Consider the following 19,594-nt stretch of genomic DNA (forward strand, 5'->3'; position numbering starts at 1 on the left):
ATGGCGTGCGCATTGTTTTCGGCGCCGCTTCCGTGTTAGATTCCAGCGCGGCAAACCCAATCCATCACGACAAGAAAGAGACCAACGATGCCATCCCATCGCCAGCGCAGCCTGCGCGCCTTAGTCGGCGCCCTGTTCATTCCCGCCGCCGTCGCCGTCGCCAGCCTGCCGCTCGCCGCCCACGCGGCCGCGCCAAGCAAGTCCGCCGCCGCCAAGCCGAACAAGGCCTTCGATAAATGGGCCGACCAGTTCGCGCAGGATTGGGTGCGCATGAATCCGCAGATGGCCACCTCGACCCAGTACTTCGGCGGCGCCGAAGGCGCGCGCCTGGACCGCCAGCTCACGCCCCTGACGAAGGCGCAGCGCCAGAAGGTGCAGGCGCTGGCGCGCAGCGGCCTGGCGCGTCTCGACAAATGGATGGCGGGCCCGCTCGACGCGACCCAGCGCACCTCCGCCAGCGTGATGCGCTGGTCGCTGCAGAACGTGATCGCCAACGAACCCTTCGAGGACCATGCCTTCGTGTTCTCGCAGTTCAGCGGCGTGCAGGTCAGCCTGGTCAACTTCATGACCACGACGCACCCGCTGCGCAACCCGCAGGACGTCGACAGCTATCTGGCGCGCCTGGAGCAGGTCGGCACGCGCATGGACGAAGCCCTGGCGCGCGCCCTCGACGCCGCCAGCCGCTCCCTGATCCCGCCGCGCTTCATCCTCGAGCGCGCCCAGTACCAGGTCGACACCTTCCTCAAGCCCGCCGCCGGCGACAACGTGCTGGTGACGTCGCTGGCCCAGCGTACCGAGAAGATGGACGGCCTGAGTATTGACGCGCGCAATGCCGCCCTGGCGCGCGCCGCCCGCATCGTCGAGGACAGCATCCGTCCTGCCTACAAGCGGGTGCAGGAGTTCATGGCGGAGATCCATCCGCGCACCGGCGACGTGGCCGGCATCTCGCGCCTGCCGAACGGCGCCGCCGCCTACGCGCGCGCGGTCGAGAACTTCACCAGCACCAAGCTGACCCCGAACGAGATCCACGAGATCGGCCTGCGCGAAGTCGCGCGCATCGAAGGCGAGATGGACAAGCACCTGCGTTCGCTCGGCCTCACGGACGGCAATATCGAAGAGCGCATGAAGCAGCTCGACGCGCGCTTCCAACCGAAAGGCGAGGGCGATCCGCGTCCCGCGATCCTGGCCGGCTACGCCGAGATGGTCAAGGACGCCGAACGCCGCAGCAGCACGCTGTTCAACCTTAAGCCGCGCGCGCCGGTCGAAGTGCGTCGCGAACCGCCGCTGACCGAACCGTCGGCCGCCGCCCACTACTCGCTGCCGGCGCCGGACGGCACCCGTCCCGGCATCTTCTGGGTGCCGATGCGCGGCCCGACCTTCGACATGATCCGGATGCGCAGCCTGTCGTATCACGAGGCGGTCCCGGGCCACCACTTCCAGCTGGCGATCCAGCAGGAGCTGACCGGCATCCCGAAATACCGCAGCCAGCGCATCTTCAGCGGCGGCAGCGCCCACTCGGAAGGCTGGGCGCTGTACACCGAGCGCCTGGCGGTGGAGCAGGGCTGGTACGAAGGCGACGTCCCCGGCCTGCTCGGCGCGCTGGGTTCGGAACTGTTCCGCGCGCGCCGCCTGGTGGTCGACACCGGCCTGCATTCGAAGGGCTGGACCCGCCAGCAGGCGATCGACTACGGCATCGGCGCCCAGGAAGTCGAGCGCTATGTCGCCTGGCCGGGCCAGGCCAACGCCTACATGATCGGCATGCTGCGCATCATCGAGCTGCGCGAGAAGGCCAGGCGCGAACTGGGCGCCAAGTTCTCGCTCCCTGGTTTCCACGACCTGGTGCTGGGCGCCGGCTCGGTGCCGCTCGACGTGCTGGGCGAACTGGTGGATGGCTGGATCGCGCAGCAGAAGAAGGCCTGAGTTTGAGCAAGCGATTCGACAAACCGGTGCGGCGTCTCGTGGCCGCACTCGTCATCGCGGCGATCGGCACGGGTTCCGCCCATGCCTGCCGCACCCGCAAGCCCGGCATGGATGCCTCGCCCGAGATGCTCGTGGCCTCGGCGCGCGAGGTCTACGTGGCGAAAGTAGTGCGGGCGGCCGAATCGGAATCCGGCCAGGTCGTCTACGACTTCACGGTGCTGCAGCACCTGGCCGGACCCTACCGCGGCCGCTTCGAGATCACGGCCCGCAGCGCCGTCGCCGACGACGTCGCCGCCTCTCCCGACCACAGTGACGAACGCTTCTGGCAGGCAGGCGGCGGCCGGCTGGGCGGACTCTCTAACTGGTGTTACGTCACGCCGCGCTTCGACGTCGGCATGACCTACCTGGTCTTCCTCGACCGTCCCGAAACTTACCGCAGTTTCGAGCGGATCAACGTCATCCCCGGCCGCGAACCGATCTCGCACGACAAGTGGTACCAGTACGTCGCCCAGCAGCTGCACGCCGTACCGAAAGGACAAGAATGACGATGCCCGGCTGGCTGAGCGCCGTGGCCCAGGCCCTGTTCTGGATCGTGGCGACGGCCTTCACCATGCGCTGGCTGGCGCGCAGCCGTCAACAGGCGCGGCGCGCGGCAGACCTCGACCGCCTGCAGCAGCCCCGCTCGATGCTCGCGCTGGGCAGCGCCGGCACCGTGCTCTGGGTCGGCGTGATGGCGGCCTTCACCATCTGGCCCGACGATACCGTGAGTGTCTGGTTCTACCTGTTCTTCGTCGGCTTGACGCTGCTGTCCCTGTTCCTCGTGGCCGACTATGTCAACGGACGCCATGCGGTGCGCGAGGCGGGCATGGATATTGGGCGTCCCAGCGGGCGGCGCCTGTCCTTCGGCTGGGACGAGGTCGAGCAGATCCGCTACGCGAAGAGCGCCGGCTGGTTCCGGATCGCGCTGCGCTCGGGCGAAGTGGCGCGCGTTTCAAGCATGCTGATGGGTTTACCCGCGTTCGCCGACCAGGTGCTGCGCCACGTGCCCGCCGCGCGCATCGAGGCCGACGCGCTGAAGATGCTGAGCGAGGCCGCACGGGGCAAGCTGCCGGGCATCTGGGGCTAGCTGCCTGGAGTGCTACACTGCGCCTTCACGAGCTGTATTTCATGAACGTCTTCATTGGGAGAACAGCATGGAAACACAGGAAATCTACCGCGGCCGCCTGATCGACCACATCCAGCTGGTGGTGCGCGACCTGAAGGCCTCGCGCAGGTTCTATGGCGCCGTGTTCGAGGTGCTCGGCATTCCGCTCGGCGGCGAAGGGCCGGATTACTTCTGGGCCGACGAATTGTTCGTCTCCAGCCGCAGGAGCAAGGCCGCGCAGGGCGTGCTGACCGGGCGCCACCATCTCGCCTTCCAGGCGCGCGACGAGAAGATGGTGAACGCCTTCTACTTCGCCGCGCTGCAGGCCGGCGGCAGGGACAACGGCCGGCCCGGCGAGCGTCCCTATCACCCCGGCTACTTCGGCGCCTTCGTGCTCGACCCCGACGGCAACAACATCGAAGCGGTCTACCACGGCGCGGCGAAGAGCAGCGCTCCCTGGGTGCGCATCACCTTCTGAAAGCGCGCGGCGCAGCCTGGCGGCGAAAGCCGCTATACTGCGCCGACCATGCGCATCCAGCTTTTCTCCGACCTGCACCTCGAACGCTACCCGGCCTTCGTCCCCCTCATCCATCCCGAGACCGACGTCGTGGTGCTGGCGGGCGACATCGGCTCCTACCAGCTTGGGTCGCGCCTGACGGGCGAGGACTTCGGCCTGGCGCGCTTTTCGCCGCTGCGCGATGGTGCAACGAAGGCACGGGTGCTCTACATCCCCGGCAACCACGAATTCGACGGCCTCGAATTCGACCTGGCCTACGCGCGCCTGCGCGCCACCTGCGCGCAGCTCGGCATCGAATGGCTGGACCGCGAGACGGTCGTGATCGATCACGTGCGCTTCATCGGCACCACCTTGTGGAGCGATTTCGACGCGCTGGCGATGCAGGAGACGGAACTCACCAAGCAGTTGCAGAAGCGCGAAAAGGCCTTCCGCGCCGCCAACTACTACCTGGCCAAGAACACCACCCTGAAGGATGGCGCGCCGGTGCTGGCCGAGGGCCTGCGCGCGATGTCGCTCGACTGCCAGGCCTGGCTGCGCAACGCCCTGGACACGCCGTTCGACGGCGTCACGGTGGCGGTCACGCACTTCGCCCCCAGCCTGCGCAGCGCCGACCCGCGCTATGGCCTGACGCCCGGCACCGCCGGCTTTTGCAATGCGCTCGACCATCTGCTGCCGCAGGCCGACGTCTGGATGCACGGCCACCTGCACTGCGCCAACGATTACGTCGTTAGCGGCGACGACGGGTCCAGGTCCTGGTTCTGCCGCGTCGTCGCCAATCCGCTCGGCTACCTGAGCAAGGGCGAGCAGGAAGCCTTCCGTCCGGACCTCGTCATCGAACTTTGAAGTTCACTTCCGGTGCGCGTTCGCGCACGACACCACGCCGCCGACCATCAGCACCAGCGCCGCCACTTCCCAAGCGGTCGGCCAGCGCGCTTCCCACATGAAGCCGTAGAGCGAGGCGAAGATGGTCTCGAACACGATCAGCTGCCCGGTCAGCGCCAGCGGCAGGCTGCGGCTGGCGTAGTTCCACAGCCCGTTGCCGACGACCGAGCAAAGAATCGCCACCGCCAGCACCACGCCGCCGAAGCGCAGCCACTCGGCCTGTGCGTGGGCCTCGCCGCCGGGCAGGAAGGCGGGAATCGCCAGCAGCAGGGCTTGCAGGCCGGTCATGACGCCGGTCAGCAGGCTCCAATCGTGCGCGCTCACGCCATCCAGCCTCGCCAAACAGCGGCTGTTGGCCACCGCATAGATGGTCCACGACACCAGCGCGCCGACCGCGCAGCCCAGGCCGAGCGCCGAGCCGCTGCCCTCTAACGACGCCAGCGATTGCCAGGCGATGCAGCCCAGCCCCGCCGCTCCCAGCAGCAGGGCGGGCGCCAGGCGCCGCAGGGGCAGGGCGCCATGGTCGCGCGAGCCCACCAGGGTGACGGTGAGCGGCAGCAGCCCGATCACGATCGCCGTCATGACGCCGCCGCCGGCCTGCACCGCCTGGGCGACGAACAGGTAGTAGACGATGTTCCCGCACAGGCTGAGCCAGGCCAGCTGGCGCCATTCGCGCCACGCCAGGCGGCGCAGCAGCCGGCGCCAGCCGGGCGCGATCAGCACTGCCGCCACCAGGCCGTAGGCCAGGTAGCGCCCGCTCGATAACTCCAGCGGCGTGAAGCCGGGCACCAGGATCGGCGCCAGGAACACCAGGCCCCAGAAGGACCCGGCGAGGATGCCGGCGCCGATGCCGAGCCGGATGGTGGAAGACGGGGTGGAAGATGGCGCGCGCATGAGGTCTCCTGAAAGTGGAGATTGTCGGCCGCGCGTGTTGCGGATGCTTGGCAAAAGCTACTGGCGCTTTGACCGCGTCTCCCGATGTCGGGCGCGGTAGGCGGCCGGCGTGGTGTCGAGCAGGCGCCGCATCGCCCGCGTCAGCGCGCTCTGCTCGGAAAAGCCGGTCGCCAACGCCACGTCGGCGACGGCGCGGTCGGTGCCGGACAACAGCGCGCAGGCGCGCTGCAGGCGGCAATCGAGCAGCCATCCGTGGGGGCTGGCGTCCAGCTCTGCGCGGAACAGGGCGTGCAGGCGGCTTACGCTGACGCCGGCGGTGCGGGCCATGGCCTCGGTGGTCCAGGGCAGGCCGGGCTCGAGCTCGATGCGCGCGAGCAGGGCGGCCAGGCGCGACGTGGCCTGCGGCGCGCCGATGCTCAGGGTGTCGAGCAGCAGCGGGGCCCATCCCTGCAGCACGGTCGGCGCCACCGGCTGGCTGTCCGCCAGGATGCCCATGAACTCGACCAGCTTGCGCGCGGCCGGGCCGATTCCGGTGAAGGGGCGCTCGAGCAGTTCCTGCCACGGTCCATGCTGCAGGGCCTCGGCCGTGATGTCGAGGATCAGCGAGCGGTTGGCGACCTGGCTGTACTGGGAATGCCAGGCGCCCGGCGCCACCAGCGCCGCGTGCAGCGGGTCGAGCCGGCCCTGGCGGCCTTCGATCTCGAGCGCGACTTCGCCGCTGACCGGCAGCACCACCTGGGCGTACACATGGCGGTCCGACTCGCGCGACTCACCGTAGCTGCGCAGGTGCAGGTCGAAGTGCGGCTTGGCCGGCATGACGATACCCTGCGCTCAGCCCATCGGGCTGCACGCATCGAGGCCGGCCGCCAGCGCCTTCAGCTTGGCCGGGTCGAGCAGCGTGACTTCGCGCTTGTCGACCTGCAGCCAGCCCTGCTTCTTGAAGCGCGACAGCAGGCGGCTGATGCTCTCGATGGTGAGGCCAAGGTAGTTGCCGATGTCCTCGCGCGACATGCGCAGCTGGAAGCTGTTGGGTGAATAGCCGCGCGCCGCATAGCGCGCCGACAGGTTGACCAGGAACACGGCGAAGCGCTGCTCGGCGCGCATGTTCCCGAGCAGGAGCATGACGTTCTGCTCGCGCGTGATTTCCTGGCTCATGATGCGGTGGAAGTGGCGCAGCAGCGCCGGCACCTGGCCGAACAGCTCTTCCAGGCGCGCGAACGGGATCTCGCAGACTTCGCTGTCTTCCAGCGCCACCGCGTCGCAATGGTGGGCGCCGCTGATCGCGTCCATGCCCAGCAGCTCGCCGGCCATCTGGAAGCCGGTGATCTGCTCCTCGCCGGCGGCGTTCACCTGGTAGGTCTTGAAGTGGCCGAAGCGCACCGCGTACAGGCTCGTGAACGGTTCGCCCATCTGGTACAGACGCTCGTCCTTGGCCAGGCGGCGGCGTCCGCCGATGATCTGGTCGAGACGGTTGATGTCGGCGTCCTCGAGACCCATGGGCAGGCAGAGCTGGTGCATGCTGCAGGCGGCGCAGCTGGTCTTGAGGGCCTGGATGCTGACCGGCGCGTCGCCCGGCAGCGAGATGGCTTGGTTCATGACTGTAAACGAAGTACGGACGCGACCATTATAGACCGGTGCGCGTCCGTACAGCGCAGGGGCGCCCTGCGCGGGGATGGCTTACAGCTGGTGGCGCTGCTGCTTCATCCGGTAATACTCTTCATGGCCTTTCTGCACCACCGTGGCCGCGATGCGCGCCGCTTCGCCGGCCGCCTGGTTGACCGAGGCAAACGCGTTCTGGTCCGCCTTGAGCGCCTCGACGGTGCGGCGTGCGGCTTCCGTCCCGGCCAGGGCCAGGCCGAAGGTCGCCGACACGGCCAGCTCTGAAGCCAGGGTCTCGGCGCTCACGGCGCTCAGGCCGGCCTTGCCGGCGTCGGCCTGTTCGAGCGCCGCCTGCGGCGCGGCCAGGGTGCGCGCCAGCGCGGTGTCGCGCGCGACTTGCGCCAGGAACTCGACCGCCGCCTTGCTGCCCGAGCGGTTGGCCAGGTCGCCGAGGCGGATCAGGGCGATGTTCTTCGCATTGAACACGGCGCGCCCGGTGCGCGGGCTCTTCACGAAGTCGATCAGCGGCTGGACCGCGATTTGCGCGCCGATGTAGCCGAGCGTGGCCACGATCTGGCCCAGGAATTGCTCGTGCCGTCCGGGCTCGTTCACCAGCCAGTCGACCAGCTTCTTCGCGTCCGCTTCGCCGTACTGCGAGGCCAGTTCGTGGGGCACGCCCTCGACCCAATGCTGCTGCACGAAGTCGCGCACGTCGGCCGGCGCGCGCAGGCCGCCGTTGGCGCAGTTGCAGCCGCTGGCGGCCATGACTCCGCCGGTGACGGCGACCGGGCCGGCCAGGTAGGCGGCCGACTCGGCGGCGTTGACCACGTTGTGGTCGACCCCGACCGACGGATACATCACCGCGCGCGGGTCGTCGGTACGGTGCGGCAGGCCGCAGTTGTGGCCGTATTCGTGGACCCAGATCAGGCCTTCCTGGTTGGCGGTGAAGCGCACCGCGGCGACGTTGACGGTGCCGCTGCCGACCGGGGCGCAGCCGATGATGGTGTCGCCGGGGCCGCCGCACCAGCGGATCGCCTGTACGATCTTCACGCCGGAGCCGGCGCTGAGCAGCGCGTTCAGGTCGGCCGCGGTGGCGATGGTGGCGGGCACCGTGGCCGGCAGCACGCGCACCGCGCCGTTGCGCACGAACTGCACCGGGGTGGCGACGTCCGGACCGGTGTCGTCGTTCTGCAGGATCGTGCCCATGTCGCCCAGGATGCGGTCAGCATCAATCTCGCTGAGGGCGACGCTGCTGTGGCGGTGCACAGTCACCGAGACCGTCCTGGCGCCGGCGCCGGCCGGGTTGACCACCAGGTAGTCGACGTAGAGCGAGATGTCGACCGGGTACTCGATGTTGATCCAGATGTCGACGCCGCCGGCGCGCGGGGCGATGTTGTGCACGGTGTAGCGGGCCGCGCCGATGAACTTGCCGTCGTTCAGTCCGCCGGCGCCTTCGGCGATCGAGACGAAGACCTGGGAGCGCGGATTGATCTCGCTCCAGTTCAGGCGCAGCACCCACTCGCCGTGGCGCACGCCCCAGTCGTGGCGGTAGGTGAAGCCGTCGCCGTTCAGGGCCGGCTGCAGGCGGCCGGCGTCGGGCGTGACGTCGGCGCTGGCCTCGGCCCAGGGGGGAAGGTTGCTGTCCGAAGCGGCGCGTTCCTGCGGCGGGGTGTCCAGCAGCATGACCGCATCGCGGTCGAGACGATCGTTGGGCGACATTCTTGCATCTCCTTCAGTGGTGGGCGCAACTCAGGGATTGACGACGAGGTAGTCGACGTGGAGGGAAATATCGGCGCTCCACTCGATGTCGACCCAGATGTCGACGCCGCCGGCGCGCGGCGCGACGTTGTGCACGGTGAAGCGGGCCGAGCCGACGAGCTTGCCGGCATCCGGCCCGCCGGCGGCGCCTTCGGCGGCGGCCACCAGCACCCGCGACTGCGGGGTGACGGCGGCCCAGTTCAGGCGCAGCACCCACTGGCCGCGGCGCGCGCCCCAGTCGTGGCGGTAGGTGAACCCGTTGCCGCTGAGCTCGGGCTGCGGGTCGGATGCCGCGGCCGGCGACAGGCTGCGCGCCGCCTTGGTGTCGGCCGAGGCGGTGGCCTGGGCCCAGGGGCTCGGCGGGGCCGAGCTGGCCAGCGGGATCTGTGTGTTGGTCATGACGATCTCCTGTTGTCGATCGATGGGAGGAGGGAAGCGATGGCGAGGCGGGCTCGGCACCGACAGCCAATATAGACGAGCCCATCAGGGCCGCCGCGCCGATCTGCGCTGGCATTAATGTGGATCAGTGCCCCCGGGTTTCCTGCTCGGAAGGAAGTTATGGCAGAGCATCCGCACGATTGGATGCGAAACAAATTTTGGCAACCGTGCGCACCCATCCTGCATGCTAGATTCCGGACACCCATAAGAAAAACCCGCAACAGGAGCTGCAATGTCCGGTTTGTCCGCCCTGGATCTGGCGCGCGTGCAATTTGCGTTCACCATGTCCTTCCACATCCTGTTTCCGGCGATTACGATTGGCATGGCGAGCTACCTCGCCGTGCTCGAACTGTGCTGGCTGCGCACCAGGCGCCAGGTCTACGTCGACCTCTACCACTACTGGCTGAAGGTGTTCGCCGTCACCTTCGGCATGGGCGTGGTCTCGGGCATCGTCATGGCCTACCAGATCGGCACCAACTGGAGCTACCTGTCCGAATTCGCCGGCAGCATCATGGGGCCGATCCTGTCCTACGAGGTATTGACGGCCTTCTTCCTGGAAGCCGGCTTCCTGGGCGTGATGCTGTTCGGCTGGAACCGGGTCGGCCCGGCCCTGCACTTCGCCGCCACCTGCGCGGTGGCGGTCGGCACCCTGATCTCCTCGACCTGGATCCTGGCCGCCAACAGCTGGATGCAGACCCCGCAGGGCTATGCCATCGAGGGCGGGCGCATGGTGCCGGCCGACTGGCTGGCGATCATCTTCAATCCTTCCTTTCCCTACCGGCTGGTGCACATGGTGATCGCGGCCTATCTCACCACGGCGCTGATCGTGGGCGCCTCCGCCGCGTGGCAACTGCTACGCAAGCGCGACAACCCGGCGGTGCGCAAGATGCTGTCGATGGCGATGTGGATGATCCTGCTGGTCGCGCCGATCCAGGCGGTGGTCGGCGACTTCCATGGCCTGAACACCCTGCAGCACCAGCCGGCCAAGCTGGCGGCGATGGAGGGCCACTGGCAGAACGAGGGCGACAAGGCGGTGCCGCTGCTGCTGTTCGGCATCCCCGACATGGAAGCGGAGCGCACCAAGTATGCGGTCGGCATCCCGCACCTGGGCAGCCTGATCCTGACGCACTCGTGGAACGGCCAGTTCAAGGGGCTCAAGGAGTTTGCGCGCGAGGACCGCCCGAATTCCCTGATCGTGTTCTGGAGTTTCCGCCTGATGGTCGGGCTGGGCCTCCTGATGATCGCGCTTGGGGCCTGGAGCCTGTGGCTGCGGCGCGGTGGACGGATATGGAGCCAGCGTTGGTTCCTGCGCTTCGCCCTGTGCATGGGCCCGGCGGGCCTGGTCGCCATCCTGGCCGGCTGGGTCACCACCGAGGTCGGCCGCCAGCCCTGGGTGGTCTACGGCGTCCTGCGCACGGCCGACGCGGTCTCGCCCCACGGCGCCGGGCCGCTGGCGCTGACCCTGGCGATCTTCGTGGTGTCCTACTTCTTCGTGTTCGGGGCCGGCACCCTGTTCGTGCTGCGCATGATCCGCAAGGGGCCGCAGCACTTCGAACTGCGCACGCCGAGCCAGGGCGGACCGGGCGAGGAGCGCACGCCGATGCGGCCGATCTCGGCGGCCGACGTGCAGAGCGACGACGACGAGAACGACGCGCGTCCGGACCACCTGCCCGACATCGAGGGCAGCGAGGGCGATGGCGGGAACAAGGACAGGGAGCGCTGACATGGGCATCGACACCTCCGTCATCTGGGCGGTCATCATCTTCTTCGCGGTCTTCATGTACGTGCTGCTGGACGGCTTCGACCTGGGCATCGGCATGCTGTTCCCGTTCACGCCGAAGAAGCGCGACCGCGACACCATGATGAATACCGTGGCCCCGGTCTGGGACGGCAACGAGACCTGGCTGGTGCTGGGCGGGGAGGGCCTGCTGGCGGCCTTCCCGGTGGCCTATTCCATCATCCTGTCCGGCTTGTACCTGCCGCTGATCTTCATGCTGGTCGGCCTGGTGTTCCGCGGCGTCGCCTTCGAGTTTCGCTTCAAGGCCACCGAACAGGGACGTCACCTGTGGGACAAGGCCTTCATCGGCGGCTCGGTGACGGCGGCCTTCTTCCAGGGCGTCTCGCTGGGCGCCTTCCTGGACGGGATCGCGGTGTCGGGGCGCAGCTACGTGGGCGGGCCGCTGGACTGGATCGCGCCATTCCCCTTGCTCGCCGGTATCGGCGTGATGATCGCCTATACCCTGCTGGGCGCCACCTGGCTGGTGATGAAGACGGAAGGCGAGCTGCATGCGCGCATGGTGCAGGTGGCGAAGCCCTTTGCGCTGATGCTGCTGGCGGCCATCGTCATCATCAGCATCTGGACGCCGTGGCGCGACCCGGCGGTGGCGGCGCGCTGGTTCACCTTCCCGAACATCGTGTTCCTGGCGCCGGTGCCGATCCTGGTGGCGGTCTTCATCGTCCTGCTGCTACGCTCGCTCCAGCGCGAGCCGCACCGCGTGCCCTTCGTGTCGGCGCTGGCGCTCATCTTCCTCGGCTATACCGGCATGGCGATCAGCATCTGGCCGCACATCGTGCCGCCCGCGATCTCGATCTGGGAAGCCGCCTCGCCCCCGGCAAGCCAGGGCTTCGTGCTGGTCGGCACCCTGCTTATCCTGCCCATCATCCTGATGTACACCGGGTGGTCGTACTGGGTGTTCCGGGGCAAGGTCAAGGCCGACGCGGGGTACCACTGATGGCCGGCCGCAAGGAATGGATGCGGCGGCTGGGCTGGATGGCGGCGCTGTGGGCCGGCGGGGTATTGACGCTGGCGCTGGTGGCCTACCTGATCCGCATGCTGATGCGCCTGCTGGGTATGCGATAGGAACCTATCCCAATAGGGAACCGGTCGTTGCCGACGCGCCTGGCAAGCGGGGGCTGCGTTGCTCGTCCTTGCATGGCTCGCCATGCGGCGTCCTCGCGCCTTGCCCGCGCTTGCCAGGCATCGTCATCAACTTCCCTCCCCCTACTGGGATAGGTGCTAAGTCTCAACCGTGCGCGGCTTGCTCCCGTGTTAGGACTACACTGCCAATAGGAATCTGTTAACAGGAGTGCAGCACTTTGTCACTTTCAGACGCAAGCCAGATCGACCGTCCGGTGAATGTGAATACAGTCCCGGCTCCCATGCCGCTGCCCGGCGAAGACCAGGCGCGCGCCGACCTGTACGCGCTGCTGGCCAGCCTGCTGTTGCGCGCCCCGGATGCCGGCCTTCTGGACGCGCTGTCCACGGCCGACCCGATCCTCTCCGCCGGCATGGACCCGGCGCTGGAACAGGCCTGGGAAGCCTTGAGCCTGGCCTCCGGCGTCATGGACCCGGATGCGGTGCAGGAGGAATTCGACGCGCTCTTCGTTGCGATCGGCACGCCGCCGGTGAACCCCTACGGTTCGCGCTACCTGTCCGGCTTCATGAACGACACCCCGCTGGCCGAGCTGCGCGGCGCTCTGGCCCGCTTCGGCATCCGGCGCATGCGCGGCGTGGGCGAGTTCGAGGATCACCTGGGCGCCCTGTGCGAGACCATGCGGGTGCTTATTACCGGCGCGCCGGGCATCGCGCGCCAGCCGGTCGGGCAGCAGGAAGCTTTCTTCGGCGCCCACATCGCACCCTGGTATGCGCGCTGCCTGGACGACATCGCCGGCGCGGAAGGGGCGAACTACTACCGGCTGGTCGCACGCCTGGCCGGCGCTTTCCTCGACATCGAGGCGCAGGCCTTCGCGGTCGAGGCCGCGGCAAGGGATTAATCAAGAGAGGCAAGAATATGGAACAGCTTCCGCAACAGCCCGCAGAAAAACCGGATCCGGCACGGCGCAGCTTCCTGAAGGCCGCGCCACTGGGTGTCGTGGCGGTCGTCGCCGGCAACGCCAAGGCCGAGACGCCGGTGGCGGCGCCCGTGAAGGCCGAGCCGGGCGTCAAGCGCGGCTACCACGAGACCGAGCACATCCGCCGTTACTACCAGACCGCCGCTTACTGGTAACGCAAGCAGAAACCCGGAGAGAGCCAGCATGTCCCTAGTCAAATCCACCCGCGACAGCGGATTGAAACGGCGCCGCTTCCTGGCCGGCGCCGGCGTTGCCGTCGGCGCCGGCGCCCTGGCGCGCCACTTGCCCCTGAACGTGATCGAACCGGCGCAGGCAGACCAGGTCCCGGACACCCCGGTGCCGACCGAGGTCAAGCGCACCGTCTGCAGCCACTGCTCGGTCGGCTGCTCGGTGGACGCGGTGGTCGCCAACGGCGTCTGGGTGCGCCAGGAAGCCGCCTTCGATTCGCCGATCAACATGGGCGCGCACTGCGCCAAGGGCGCCTCGGTGCGCGAGCACGGCTTCGGCGAGCACCGCCTGCGCTACCCGATGAAGCTGGTCAACGGCAAGTACCAGCGCATCTCCTGGGACCAGGCGATCAACGAGATCGGCGACAAGCTGATCGAATTGCGCCAGAAATCCGGGCCGGATTCCTTGATGGTAATCGGCTCGTCCAAGCATAACAACGAGCAAGCCTACCTGCTGCGCAAATGGGTGTCCTTCTACGGCACCAACAACTGCGACCACCAGGCGCGCATCTGCCACTCGACCACGGTCGCCGGCGTGGCCCAGACCTTCGGCTACGGCGCGATGACGAACTCCTTCAACGACCTGCACCACAGCAAGGCCGTGATGTTCATCGGTTCCAATCCGGCCGAAGCCCATCCGATCTCGATGCTGCACTTCCTGCACGCCAAGGAACTGGGCGCGAAGATGATCGTGATCGACCCGCGCTTCACCCGCACCGCGCGCTTCGCCCACCACTACGTGCGCGTGCGTCCCGGCACCGACATCCCGCTGGTCTGGGGCATCCTGTGGCACATCTTCCAGAACGGCTGGGAGGACAAGGAATACATCGCCCAGCGCACCTACGGCATGGACGACGTGCGCAAGGAAGTCGCCAAATGGACGCCGGAAAAGGTGTCGGACATCACCGGCGTGCCGGAAGCCTCGGTGAAGATGGCGGCCGAGATGCTGGCCAAGAACCGTCCCTCGTCGGTGGTCTGGTGCATGGGCATCACCCAGCACCACGTCGGCACCGCCAACGTGCGCGCGCTGTCGATCCTGCAGCTGGCGCTGGGCAATATCGGCATCCCGGGCGGCGGCGCCAACATCTACCGCGGCCACGACAATGTGCAGGGCGCGACCGACGTCGGCCCCAACGGCGACTCGCTGCCCGGCTACTACGGCCTGGCCGAAGGCGCCTGGAAGCACTTCGCCAACGTCTGGGGCGTCGACTATGAATGGATCAAGTCGCGCTTCGGCTCCAAGGAGCTGATGGAAAAGCCGGGCATCACGGTGTCGCGCTGGTTCGACGCCGTGAACGAGCAGAACCAGTACATCGACCAGCCGAGCAACCTGCGCGCCGTGTTCTACTGGGGCCACGCGCCGAACAGCCAGACCCGCCTGCCGGACATGAAGGCGGCGATGCAGAAGCTCGACATGCTGGTGGTGATCGACCCCTATCCGAGCATGACGGCGGCGATGCACGGCCGCACCGACGGCGTGTATCTGCTGCCGGCCGCCTCCCAGTTCGAGACGCAAGGCTCGTGCACGGCCTCGAACCGCAGCATCCAGTGGCGCGAGCGCGTCATCATGCCGCTGTTCGAGTGCAAGACCGACCACGAGATCATGTACCTGTTCGCCAGGAAGTTCGGCTTCCACGAAGAGCTGTGCAAGAACATCAAGGTCGTGCACAACGAGCCGGTGGTCGAGGACATCCTGCGTGAGATCAACCGCTCCTGCTGGACCATCGGCTACACCGGCTGCTCGCCGGAGCGCCTGAAACTCCACATGGAGAACAAGCACACCTTCAACCCGACCACCCTGCGCGCCGACGACGGCCCCTGCAAGGGCGACTACTACGGCCTGCCGTGGCCGTGCTGGGGCACGCCGGAGATGAAGCACCCGGGCACCCCGATCCTGTACGACCTGAACAAGTCGGTGGCCGAGGGAGGACTGCCGTTCCGCGCCAACTGGGGCGTCGAGCACAACGGCGTGTCGCTGCTGGCGGCCGACGGCTCGACCACCAAGGACAGCCAGCTCGATGTCGGCTATCCGGAGTTCGACCACGTGTTCCTGAAGAAGCTGGGCTGGTGGGCCGAGCTGACGCCGCAGGAGCAGGCCATGGCGGAGGGCAAGAACTGGAAGACCGACTTGTCGGGCGGCATCATCCGCGTCGTCATCGCCCACGGCTGCGCGCCCTTCGGCAATGCGCGGGCGCGCTGCAATGTCTGGAACTTCCCTGACCCGGTGCCTGTCCACCGCGAGCCGCTGGCGTCGCCGCGCCGCGACCTGGTCGCCAGGTACCCGACCTACGACGACAAGGCCAACTTCTGGCGCCTGCCGACCCTGTACAAATCGGTGCAGGCGGTCGACTATTCGAAGGACTATCCGCTCATCATGACCTCCGGCCGGCTGGTCGAGTACGAGGGCGGCGGCGAGGAGACCCGCTCCAACCCCTGGCTTGCGGAGCTGCAGCAGAACATGTTCTGCGAGATCAACCCGCGCGACGCGGTCCAGGTGAGCGTCAGGATGGGCGACTACATCTGGGTCGAGACCCCGACCGGGGCGCGCATCAAGGTGATGGCGATGCCGACCGAGCGGGTCCCGGTCGGCCTGGTGTGGATGCCCTTCCACTTCGGCGGCTGGTGGATGGGCGAAGACCTCGAGCGCCACTACCCCGAAGGCGGCGCGCCGACCGTGCGCGGCGAGGCGGTCAACACGGCCTGGACCTACGGCTACGACGCCGTGACGATGATGCAGGAAACCAAGGTGTCGCTGTGCCGCGTGGTACGCGCCTGAACCAACAATCGCAGAGGAGGGTGGCATGGCCGCTAGGATGAAATTTATTTGCGATACGGAGCGCTGCATCGACTGCAACGGCTGCGTCACCGCATGCAAGAACGAACACGAGACGCCGTGGGGGGTGAACCGGCGCCGGGTGGTGACCATCAACGACGGCATCCCGGGCGAGCGCTCGGTGTCGATCGCCTGCATGCACTGCACCGACGCGCCCTGCCTGGCGGTGTGCCCGACCAACTGCATCTACCACACGGAAGACGGGATCGTCCTGCACAGCAAGGACCAGTGCATCGGCTGCGGCTACTGCTACTACGCCTGCCCGTTCGGCGCGCCGCAGTTCCCGGAAACCGGCATGTTCAACCACCGCGGCAAGATGGACAAGTGCACCTTCTGCGCCGGCGGCCCGGAACCGGACACGTCCGAGGCCGAGTTCAAGAAATACGGCCGCAACCGCATCGCCGAAGGCAAGCTGCCGGCCTGCGCCGAGATGTGCGGCACCAAGGCGCTGCTGGGCGGCGAGGCCAACCAGATCGCCGACATCTACCGCCAGCGCGTCGAGACCCGCGGCTACGGCCCGGAACTGTGGGGCTGGAAGATCGCCTACGGCAAGCCGAAGCGCGGCGGCGAGATCAAGGCAAAGGGCGACCTGCCGCGCGGAAACCAGATCAAGGGCGACTCGCAGAACGATCCTGGGAGGTTCCCGCAATGAAGAAGCTTCGTTACTGCCTGATCGCCTTGCCCTTGCTGCTGGCCGGCTGCCTCGAGGTCGACCAGCACCCCGAGTGGCTGCACGGCCAGTACGCCGGCAAGACCGACCCGCGCCACTACCAGACCCGCTTCCACAACGACCGCCTGGCCTGGTCGGCCACGATCCAGAACCGCGGCATGAAGCAGAACGAGTACAACCGGGCCAATCCGTAAGAGGAGCACACCATGCACACCCGATCCTTGCGCCTGCTCCTGGCACTGGCCTTCGCGCTGCTGGGCACCTTCATGCTGGCGTCGGCCCAGGCCGGCGTGCCGAACAAGGACGCCAAGCCGGCCTACGCCGAGGAGCAGACCATGCTCCAGATCGAAGGCGATTCCGTCGTGCCGGAGCCTTCGCTGACCAATCCGTCCTCGGGCCGGGTGCACATGGACCGCCATTACCTGGGCCAGTACGGCGCCACCGAAGCGAATGTCATCGTCCAGCGCGGCGGCAACACCTGGCGCCAGCTGCGCAACGGCCCGATCGCGGCCATCGCCGGCTTCATCCTGCTCGGCGTGCCCTTGCTGATCTTCGTGTTCTACAAGGCGGTCGGCGCGGCGGAGGAAGTGCCGCCGGCGGGGCGCCGCATCAAGCGCTTCACGGCCTGGGAACGCCACGTGCACTGGGCCACGGCCTACAGCTTCATCGCGCTCGCCATCAGCGGCCTGATCATCATGTACGGCAAGAAGATCATGCTGCCGTGGATGGGGCACGACCTGTTCTCGTGGTTCGCCATCATCTCGAAATACCTGCACAACTTCGTCGGACCGCTGTTCATCGTCTGCTCGGTGCTGATGTTCATCACCTTCCTCGGCCGTAATTTCTTTAACCGCAACGACTGGCAGTGGGTGAAGCAGGGCGGCGGCCTGGTGTCGCACAAGCACGTGCCGGCCGGCTTCTTCAATGCCGGCGAAAAGACCTGGTTCTGGGGCGGCGTGTTCCTGCTCGGCATCGTGATGTCGGTGAGCGGCCTGGTGCTGAATTTCGTCACCTTCGGGCAGACCCGCTACGTGCTGCAGATAGCCAACTACCTGCACGTGGCCGGCGCCGCCTGCTATATCGCGGCATCGATGGGCCATATCTATATCGGCACCTGGGGCACCCCGGGCGCCTACCAGGCCATGCGCGAAGGCACCGTGGACGAAGCCTGGGCCCAGGCCCACCACGCGATCTGGTACGAACAAGTGAAGAACGGCACCGCCACCGACCCGGCCCATCGCCCGCACCCGGACGCCCCGCGCGGCCCGGCGCCGCGTCCCGGACCGGCGCACTGAGGACACTGGACCCATCATGAAAGCATCGACCATCCTGTTCCACGGCGCGCTCGCCGCACTGGCGCTATCGGCAGCCGGCTGCGACCGTGGCCGTCATGAAACCGTCGGCGGCATCGTGCAGACGAAGTATCCCGGCCAGGTCTCGTCCGGCGGCGCCACCAGCGGCGCCATCATCGCCCAGACCCCGAAGCCGGTGACCGACGCCACCTATGCCGGCGGCACGCCGGGCATCGCGGGCGGCTCGGGCGGCAACACCTCCGGCGCGGAAGTCGGCGGCGCCACCCGCGAGACCGGGCAGGGCCCGACCGCCGGCGTGACCCCGCCCTCGGGCGCCCAGCCCGGCACCCAGACCCAGCCCGGCGACCACGGCAAGCCCGCCGCGCCGGCCCCCGGCACGGTCGAAGCCCCGGCCGCCAGCAATACCGCGCCGCAGGCGCCGGCCGGCCGCGGCACCCTGGAGAGCAAGCAATGATCAAGCGACTCACGAGCGCGTGCGCACTGGCCGCGCTGCTGGCCTGCCCGCAGAGCTGGGCGGCGCTGGCCAAGCCGGTGCTGACCCCGGCCCAGCAGCAGGCCGCGGCGGACAAGAAGGCGGCGGACGACGCCAAGGCCGCCAGGGACAAGGAAAACCTGGCCGCCTCGATGGATGCGGTGGCCGCGCGCTGGCGCGCACAGGCGCCGGCGAAAGGCTGGAAGATCCAGCCGCCGGTGCAGGTGGCGGCGGCGGCGCCGGCCGCCGGCCGGGCGCCGAACATGGTCCTCGGCACCCAGGGCACGGCTGCCGGCGGCACCCAGGCCGCGGCCGGCGGCACCGCCCCCGGCGCGGCCCGCGCCGCGGCGGCGGCGGGCGCCGTTCCGGCCGGGGTGACCCCGCCCGCGGCCGGCATGCCGGCGGCCCCGCCCGCCAACGCGGCGCCCGGCACGGCGGCGGCGGCCCCGGCCACCGGCGCGGCGCCGCTCAGCCGCCAGGCCCTGAACGCGGCCAACGTCCCGGTCAAGAGCGAGAAGCACGGCACCGCCGCGCCGAGCGAGGACGTCAAGCGCGGACCGACCCGGGCGGTGCCGAAGGGCGTCGGCCCGGCGGTGGAGAAAAGCAGCACCCCGAAGACGGCGAACAAGCAATGAAGATGGCCAGCATGCCGATTGCGGTGATCATGCAGCGCCGCGCCGTCCAGCACATCTGGGCGGACGAAAGCTGGGCCGCGGTGGGCGTGGTGCCCGACCGCGGCGAACTGCCGCGCCTGCAGGTGCTGAGCGCAAGCCCGGAGCGCGACTACTACCTCGTCTCCGGCCTCGAACTCGAACTCTGGACCGACGAGAACGACGGCTACTACGAGAACGTCATGGCGCCGGAGTCGAAGATCTTCGTGCTGTGGCGCATGGAGGAGGGCCGGGCGATGCCGGTGCGGGCCTCGGCCAGCTACGTCGAGGGCACCCGCATGTTCGACTCGGGCGAGCAGGCCGACGGCGTGACCATGCCGGCCGAGATCTATGCCTGGGTGGCCGGCTACCTGCGCGAGCACTATCAACCCAAGCCGCGGCGCGGACGCCAGCACGGATGAAGG

The 19,594-nt window shown here is 68.3% G+C and carries 22 protein-coding genes; 17 read left to right on the forward strand and 5 right to left on the reverse strand.

Annotated features, from left to right (window positions below):
- The first annotated feature begins 87 nt into the window (after positions 1–87).
- The 5 genes from LQ564_RS19520 (at position 88) to LQ564_RS19540 (ending at position 4,424) form a co-directional block, all read left to right on the forward strand.
- The gene (locus tag LQ564_RS19520) at positions 88–1,920 is read left to right on the forward strand and encodes a DUF885 domain-containing protein (RefSeq protein ID WP_231059782.1); all 1,833 of its coding nucleotides are present in this window, start codon (positions 88–90) and stop codon (positions 1,918–1,920) included.
- 2 nt (positions 1,921–1,922) lie between these two features.
- A complete protein-coding gene (locus LQ564_RS19525) occupies positions 1,923–2,465 on the forward strand; it encodes a hypothetical protein (protein ID WP_231059783.1) in 543 nt (180 codons plus the stop codon).
- Complete coding sequence (locus LQ564_RS19530) at positions 2,462–3,046, forward strand: hypothetical protein (RefSeq protein ID WP_231059784.1); 585 nt, start codon at positions 2,462–2,464, stop codon at positions 3,044–3,046. The genes LQ564_RS19525 and LQ564_RS19530 overlap by 4 nt, the downstream gene beginning before the upstream one ends.
- A gap of 67 nt (positions 3,047–3,113) precedes the next feature.
- Complete coding sequence (locus LQ564_RS19535) at positions 3,114–3,542, forward strand: VOC family protein (RefSeq protein WP_231059785.1); 429 nt, start codon at positions 3,114–3,116, stop codon at positions 3,540–3,542.
- A gap of 48 nt (positions 3,543–3,590) precedes the next feature.
- Positions 3,591–4,424 (forward strand): metallophosphoesterase, encoded by an 834-nt coding sequence (locus tag LQ564_RS19540; protein ID WP_231059786.1) that lies wholly within the window; start codon positions 3,591–3,593, stop codon positions 4,422–4,424.
- A 3-nt stretch (positions 4,425–4,427) separates the two neighbouring features.
- On the opposite strand, the gene LQ564_RS19545 is transcribed toward LQ564_RS19540, so the two are convergent.
- The 5 genes from LQ564_RS19545 to LQ564_RS19565 form a co-directional block, all read right to left on the reverse strand.
- The gene (locus tag LQ564_RS19545) at positions 4,428–5,357 is read right to left on the reverse strand and encodes a DMT family transporter (RefSeq protein ID WP_231059787.1); all 930 of its coding nucleotides are present in this window, start codon (positions 5,355–5,357) and stop codon (positions 4,428–4,430) included.
- 57 nt (positions 5,358–5,414) lie between these two features.
- Positions 5,415–6,173 carry a helix-turn-helix transcriptional regulator gene (locus LQ564_RS19550; RefSeq protein ID WP_231059788.1) on the reverse strand — a complete coding sequence of 253 codons (759 nt, stop codon included), beginning with the start codon at positions 6,171–6,173 and terminating at the stop codon, positions 5,415–5,417.
- Between the two features lie 15 nt (positions 6,174–6,188).
- Positions 6,189–6,953, reverse strand: a complete 765-nt coding sequence (gene fnr, locus LQ564_RS19555) for a fumarate/nitrate reduction transcriptional regulator Fnr (protein WP_231059789.1) — start codon at positions 6,951–6,953, stop codon at positions 6,189–6,191.
- Positions 6,954–7,034: 81 nt separating this feature from the next.
- Positions 7,035–8,675: a hypothetical protein gene (locus tag LQ564_RS19560; RefSeq protein WP_231059790.1), complete on the reverse strand. Its 1,641-nt coding sequence runs from the start codon at positions 8,673–8,675 to the stop codon at positions 7,035–7,037.
- Positions 8,676–8,705: 30 nt separating this feature from the next.
- Positions 8,706–9,113 (reverse strand): hypothetical protein, encoded by a 408-nt coding sequence (locus LQ564_RS19565; protein ID WP_231059791.1) that lies wholly within the window; start codon positions 9,111–9,113, stop codon positions 8,706–8,708.
- A 271-nt stretch (positions 9,114–9,384) separates the two neighbouring features.
- Between LQ564_RS19565 and LQ564_RS19570 the strand changes: the two genes are divergently transcribed.
- The 12 genes from LQ564_RS19570 (at position 9,385) to LQ564_RS19625 (ending at position 19,591) form a co-directional block, all read left to right on the forward strand.
- A complete protein-coding gene (locus LQ564_RS19570; RefSeq protein ID WP_231059792.1) occupies positions 9,385–10,875 on the forward strand; it encodes a cytochrome ubiquinol oxidase subunit I in 1,491 nt (496 codons plus the stop codon).
- Position 10,876: 1 nt separating this feature from the next.
- Positions 10,877–11,884 (forward strand): cytochrome d ubiquinol oxidase subunit II, encoded by a 1,008-nt coding sequence (gene cydB, locus LQ564_RS19575; RefSeq protein WP_231059793.1) that lies wholly within the window; start codon positions 10,877–10,879, stop codon positions 11,882–11,884.
- Positions 11,884–12,012, forward strand: a complete 129-nt coding sequence (locus LQ564_RS19580) for a DUF2474 domain-containing protein (protein ID WP_231059794.1) — start codon at positions 11,884–11,886, stop codon at positions 12,010–12,012. Before cydB ends, LQ564_RS19580 begins: the two co-directional genes overlap by 1 nt.
- A gap of 272 nt (positions 12,013–12,284) precedes the next feature.
- Entirely contained in the window at positions 12,285–12,926 is a 642-nt protein-coding gene (locus LQ564_RS19585; protein ID WP_231059795.1) for a TorD/DmsD family molecular chaperone, read from the forward strand.
- 17 nt (positions 12,927–12,943) lie between these two features.
- Entirely contained in the window at positions 12,944–13,159 is a 216-nt protein-coding gene (locus LQ564_RS19590; protein ID WP_231059796.1) for a formate dehydrogenase, read from the forward strand.
- Between the two features lie 28 nt (positions 13,160–13,187).
- Positions 13,188–16,007: a formate dehydrogenase subunit alpha gene (locus LQ564_RS19595; RefSeq protein WP_231059797.1), complete on the forward strand. Its 2,820-nt coding sequence runs from the start codon at positions 13,188–13,190 to the stop codon at positions 16,005–16,007.
- Positions 16,008–16,044: 37 nt separating this feature from the next.
- On the forward strand, positions 16,045–16,716 hold the full coding sequence (fdh3B, locus tag LQ564_RS19600; protein ID WP_231059798.1) for a formate dehydrogenase FDH3 subunit beta: 672 nt from the start codon (positions 16,045–16,047) through the stop codon (positions 16,714–16,716).
- A complete protein-coding gene (locus LQ564_RS19605) occupies positions 16,713–16,928 on the forward strand; it encodes a hypothetical protein (protein WP_231059799.1) in 216 nt (71 codons plus the stop codon). Before fdh3B ends, LQ564_RS19605 begins: the two co-directional genes overlap by 4 nt.
- Positions 16,929–16,940: 12 nt before the next feature.
- Positions 16,941–18,029 (forward strand): formate dehydrogenase subunit gamma, encoded by a 1,089-nt coding sequence (locus LQ564_RS19610; protein ID WP_231059800.1) that lies wholly within the window; start codon positions 16,941–16,943, stop codon positions 18,027–18,029.
- 16 nt (positions 18,030–18,045) lie between these two features.
- Positions 18,046–18,501: a hypothetical protein gene (locus LQ564_RS19615; RefSeq protein ID WP_231059801.1), complete on the forward strand. Its 456-nt coding sequence runs from the start codon at positions 18,046–18,048 to the stop codon at positions 18,499–18,501.
- Positions 18,498–19,154, forward strand: coding sequence for a hypothetical protein (locus tag LQ564_RS19620; RefSeq protein ID WP_231059802.1), 657 nt, complete (start codon positions 18,498–18,500; stop codon positions 19,152–19,154). Before LQ564_RS19615 ends, LQ564_RS19620 begins: the two co-directional genes overlap by 4 nt.
- Entirely contained in the window at positions 19,151–19,591 is a 441-nt protein-coding gene (locus LQ564_RS19625; protein WP_231059803.1) for a DUF3305 domain-containing protein, read from the forward strand. The genes LQ564_RS19620 and LQ564_RS19625 overlap by 4 nt, the downstream gene beginning before the upstream one ends.
- The last annotated feature ends 3 nt before the right edge of the window (positions 19,592–19,594 follow it).

It is taken from the genome of Massilia phyllostachyos, from assembly GCF_021044825.1.
Taxonomy (GTDB): domain Bacteria; phylum Pseudomonadota; class Gammaproteobacteria; order Burkholderiales; family Burkholderiaceae_D; genus Telluria; species Telluria phyllostachyos.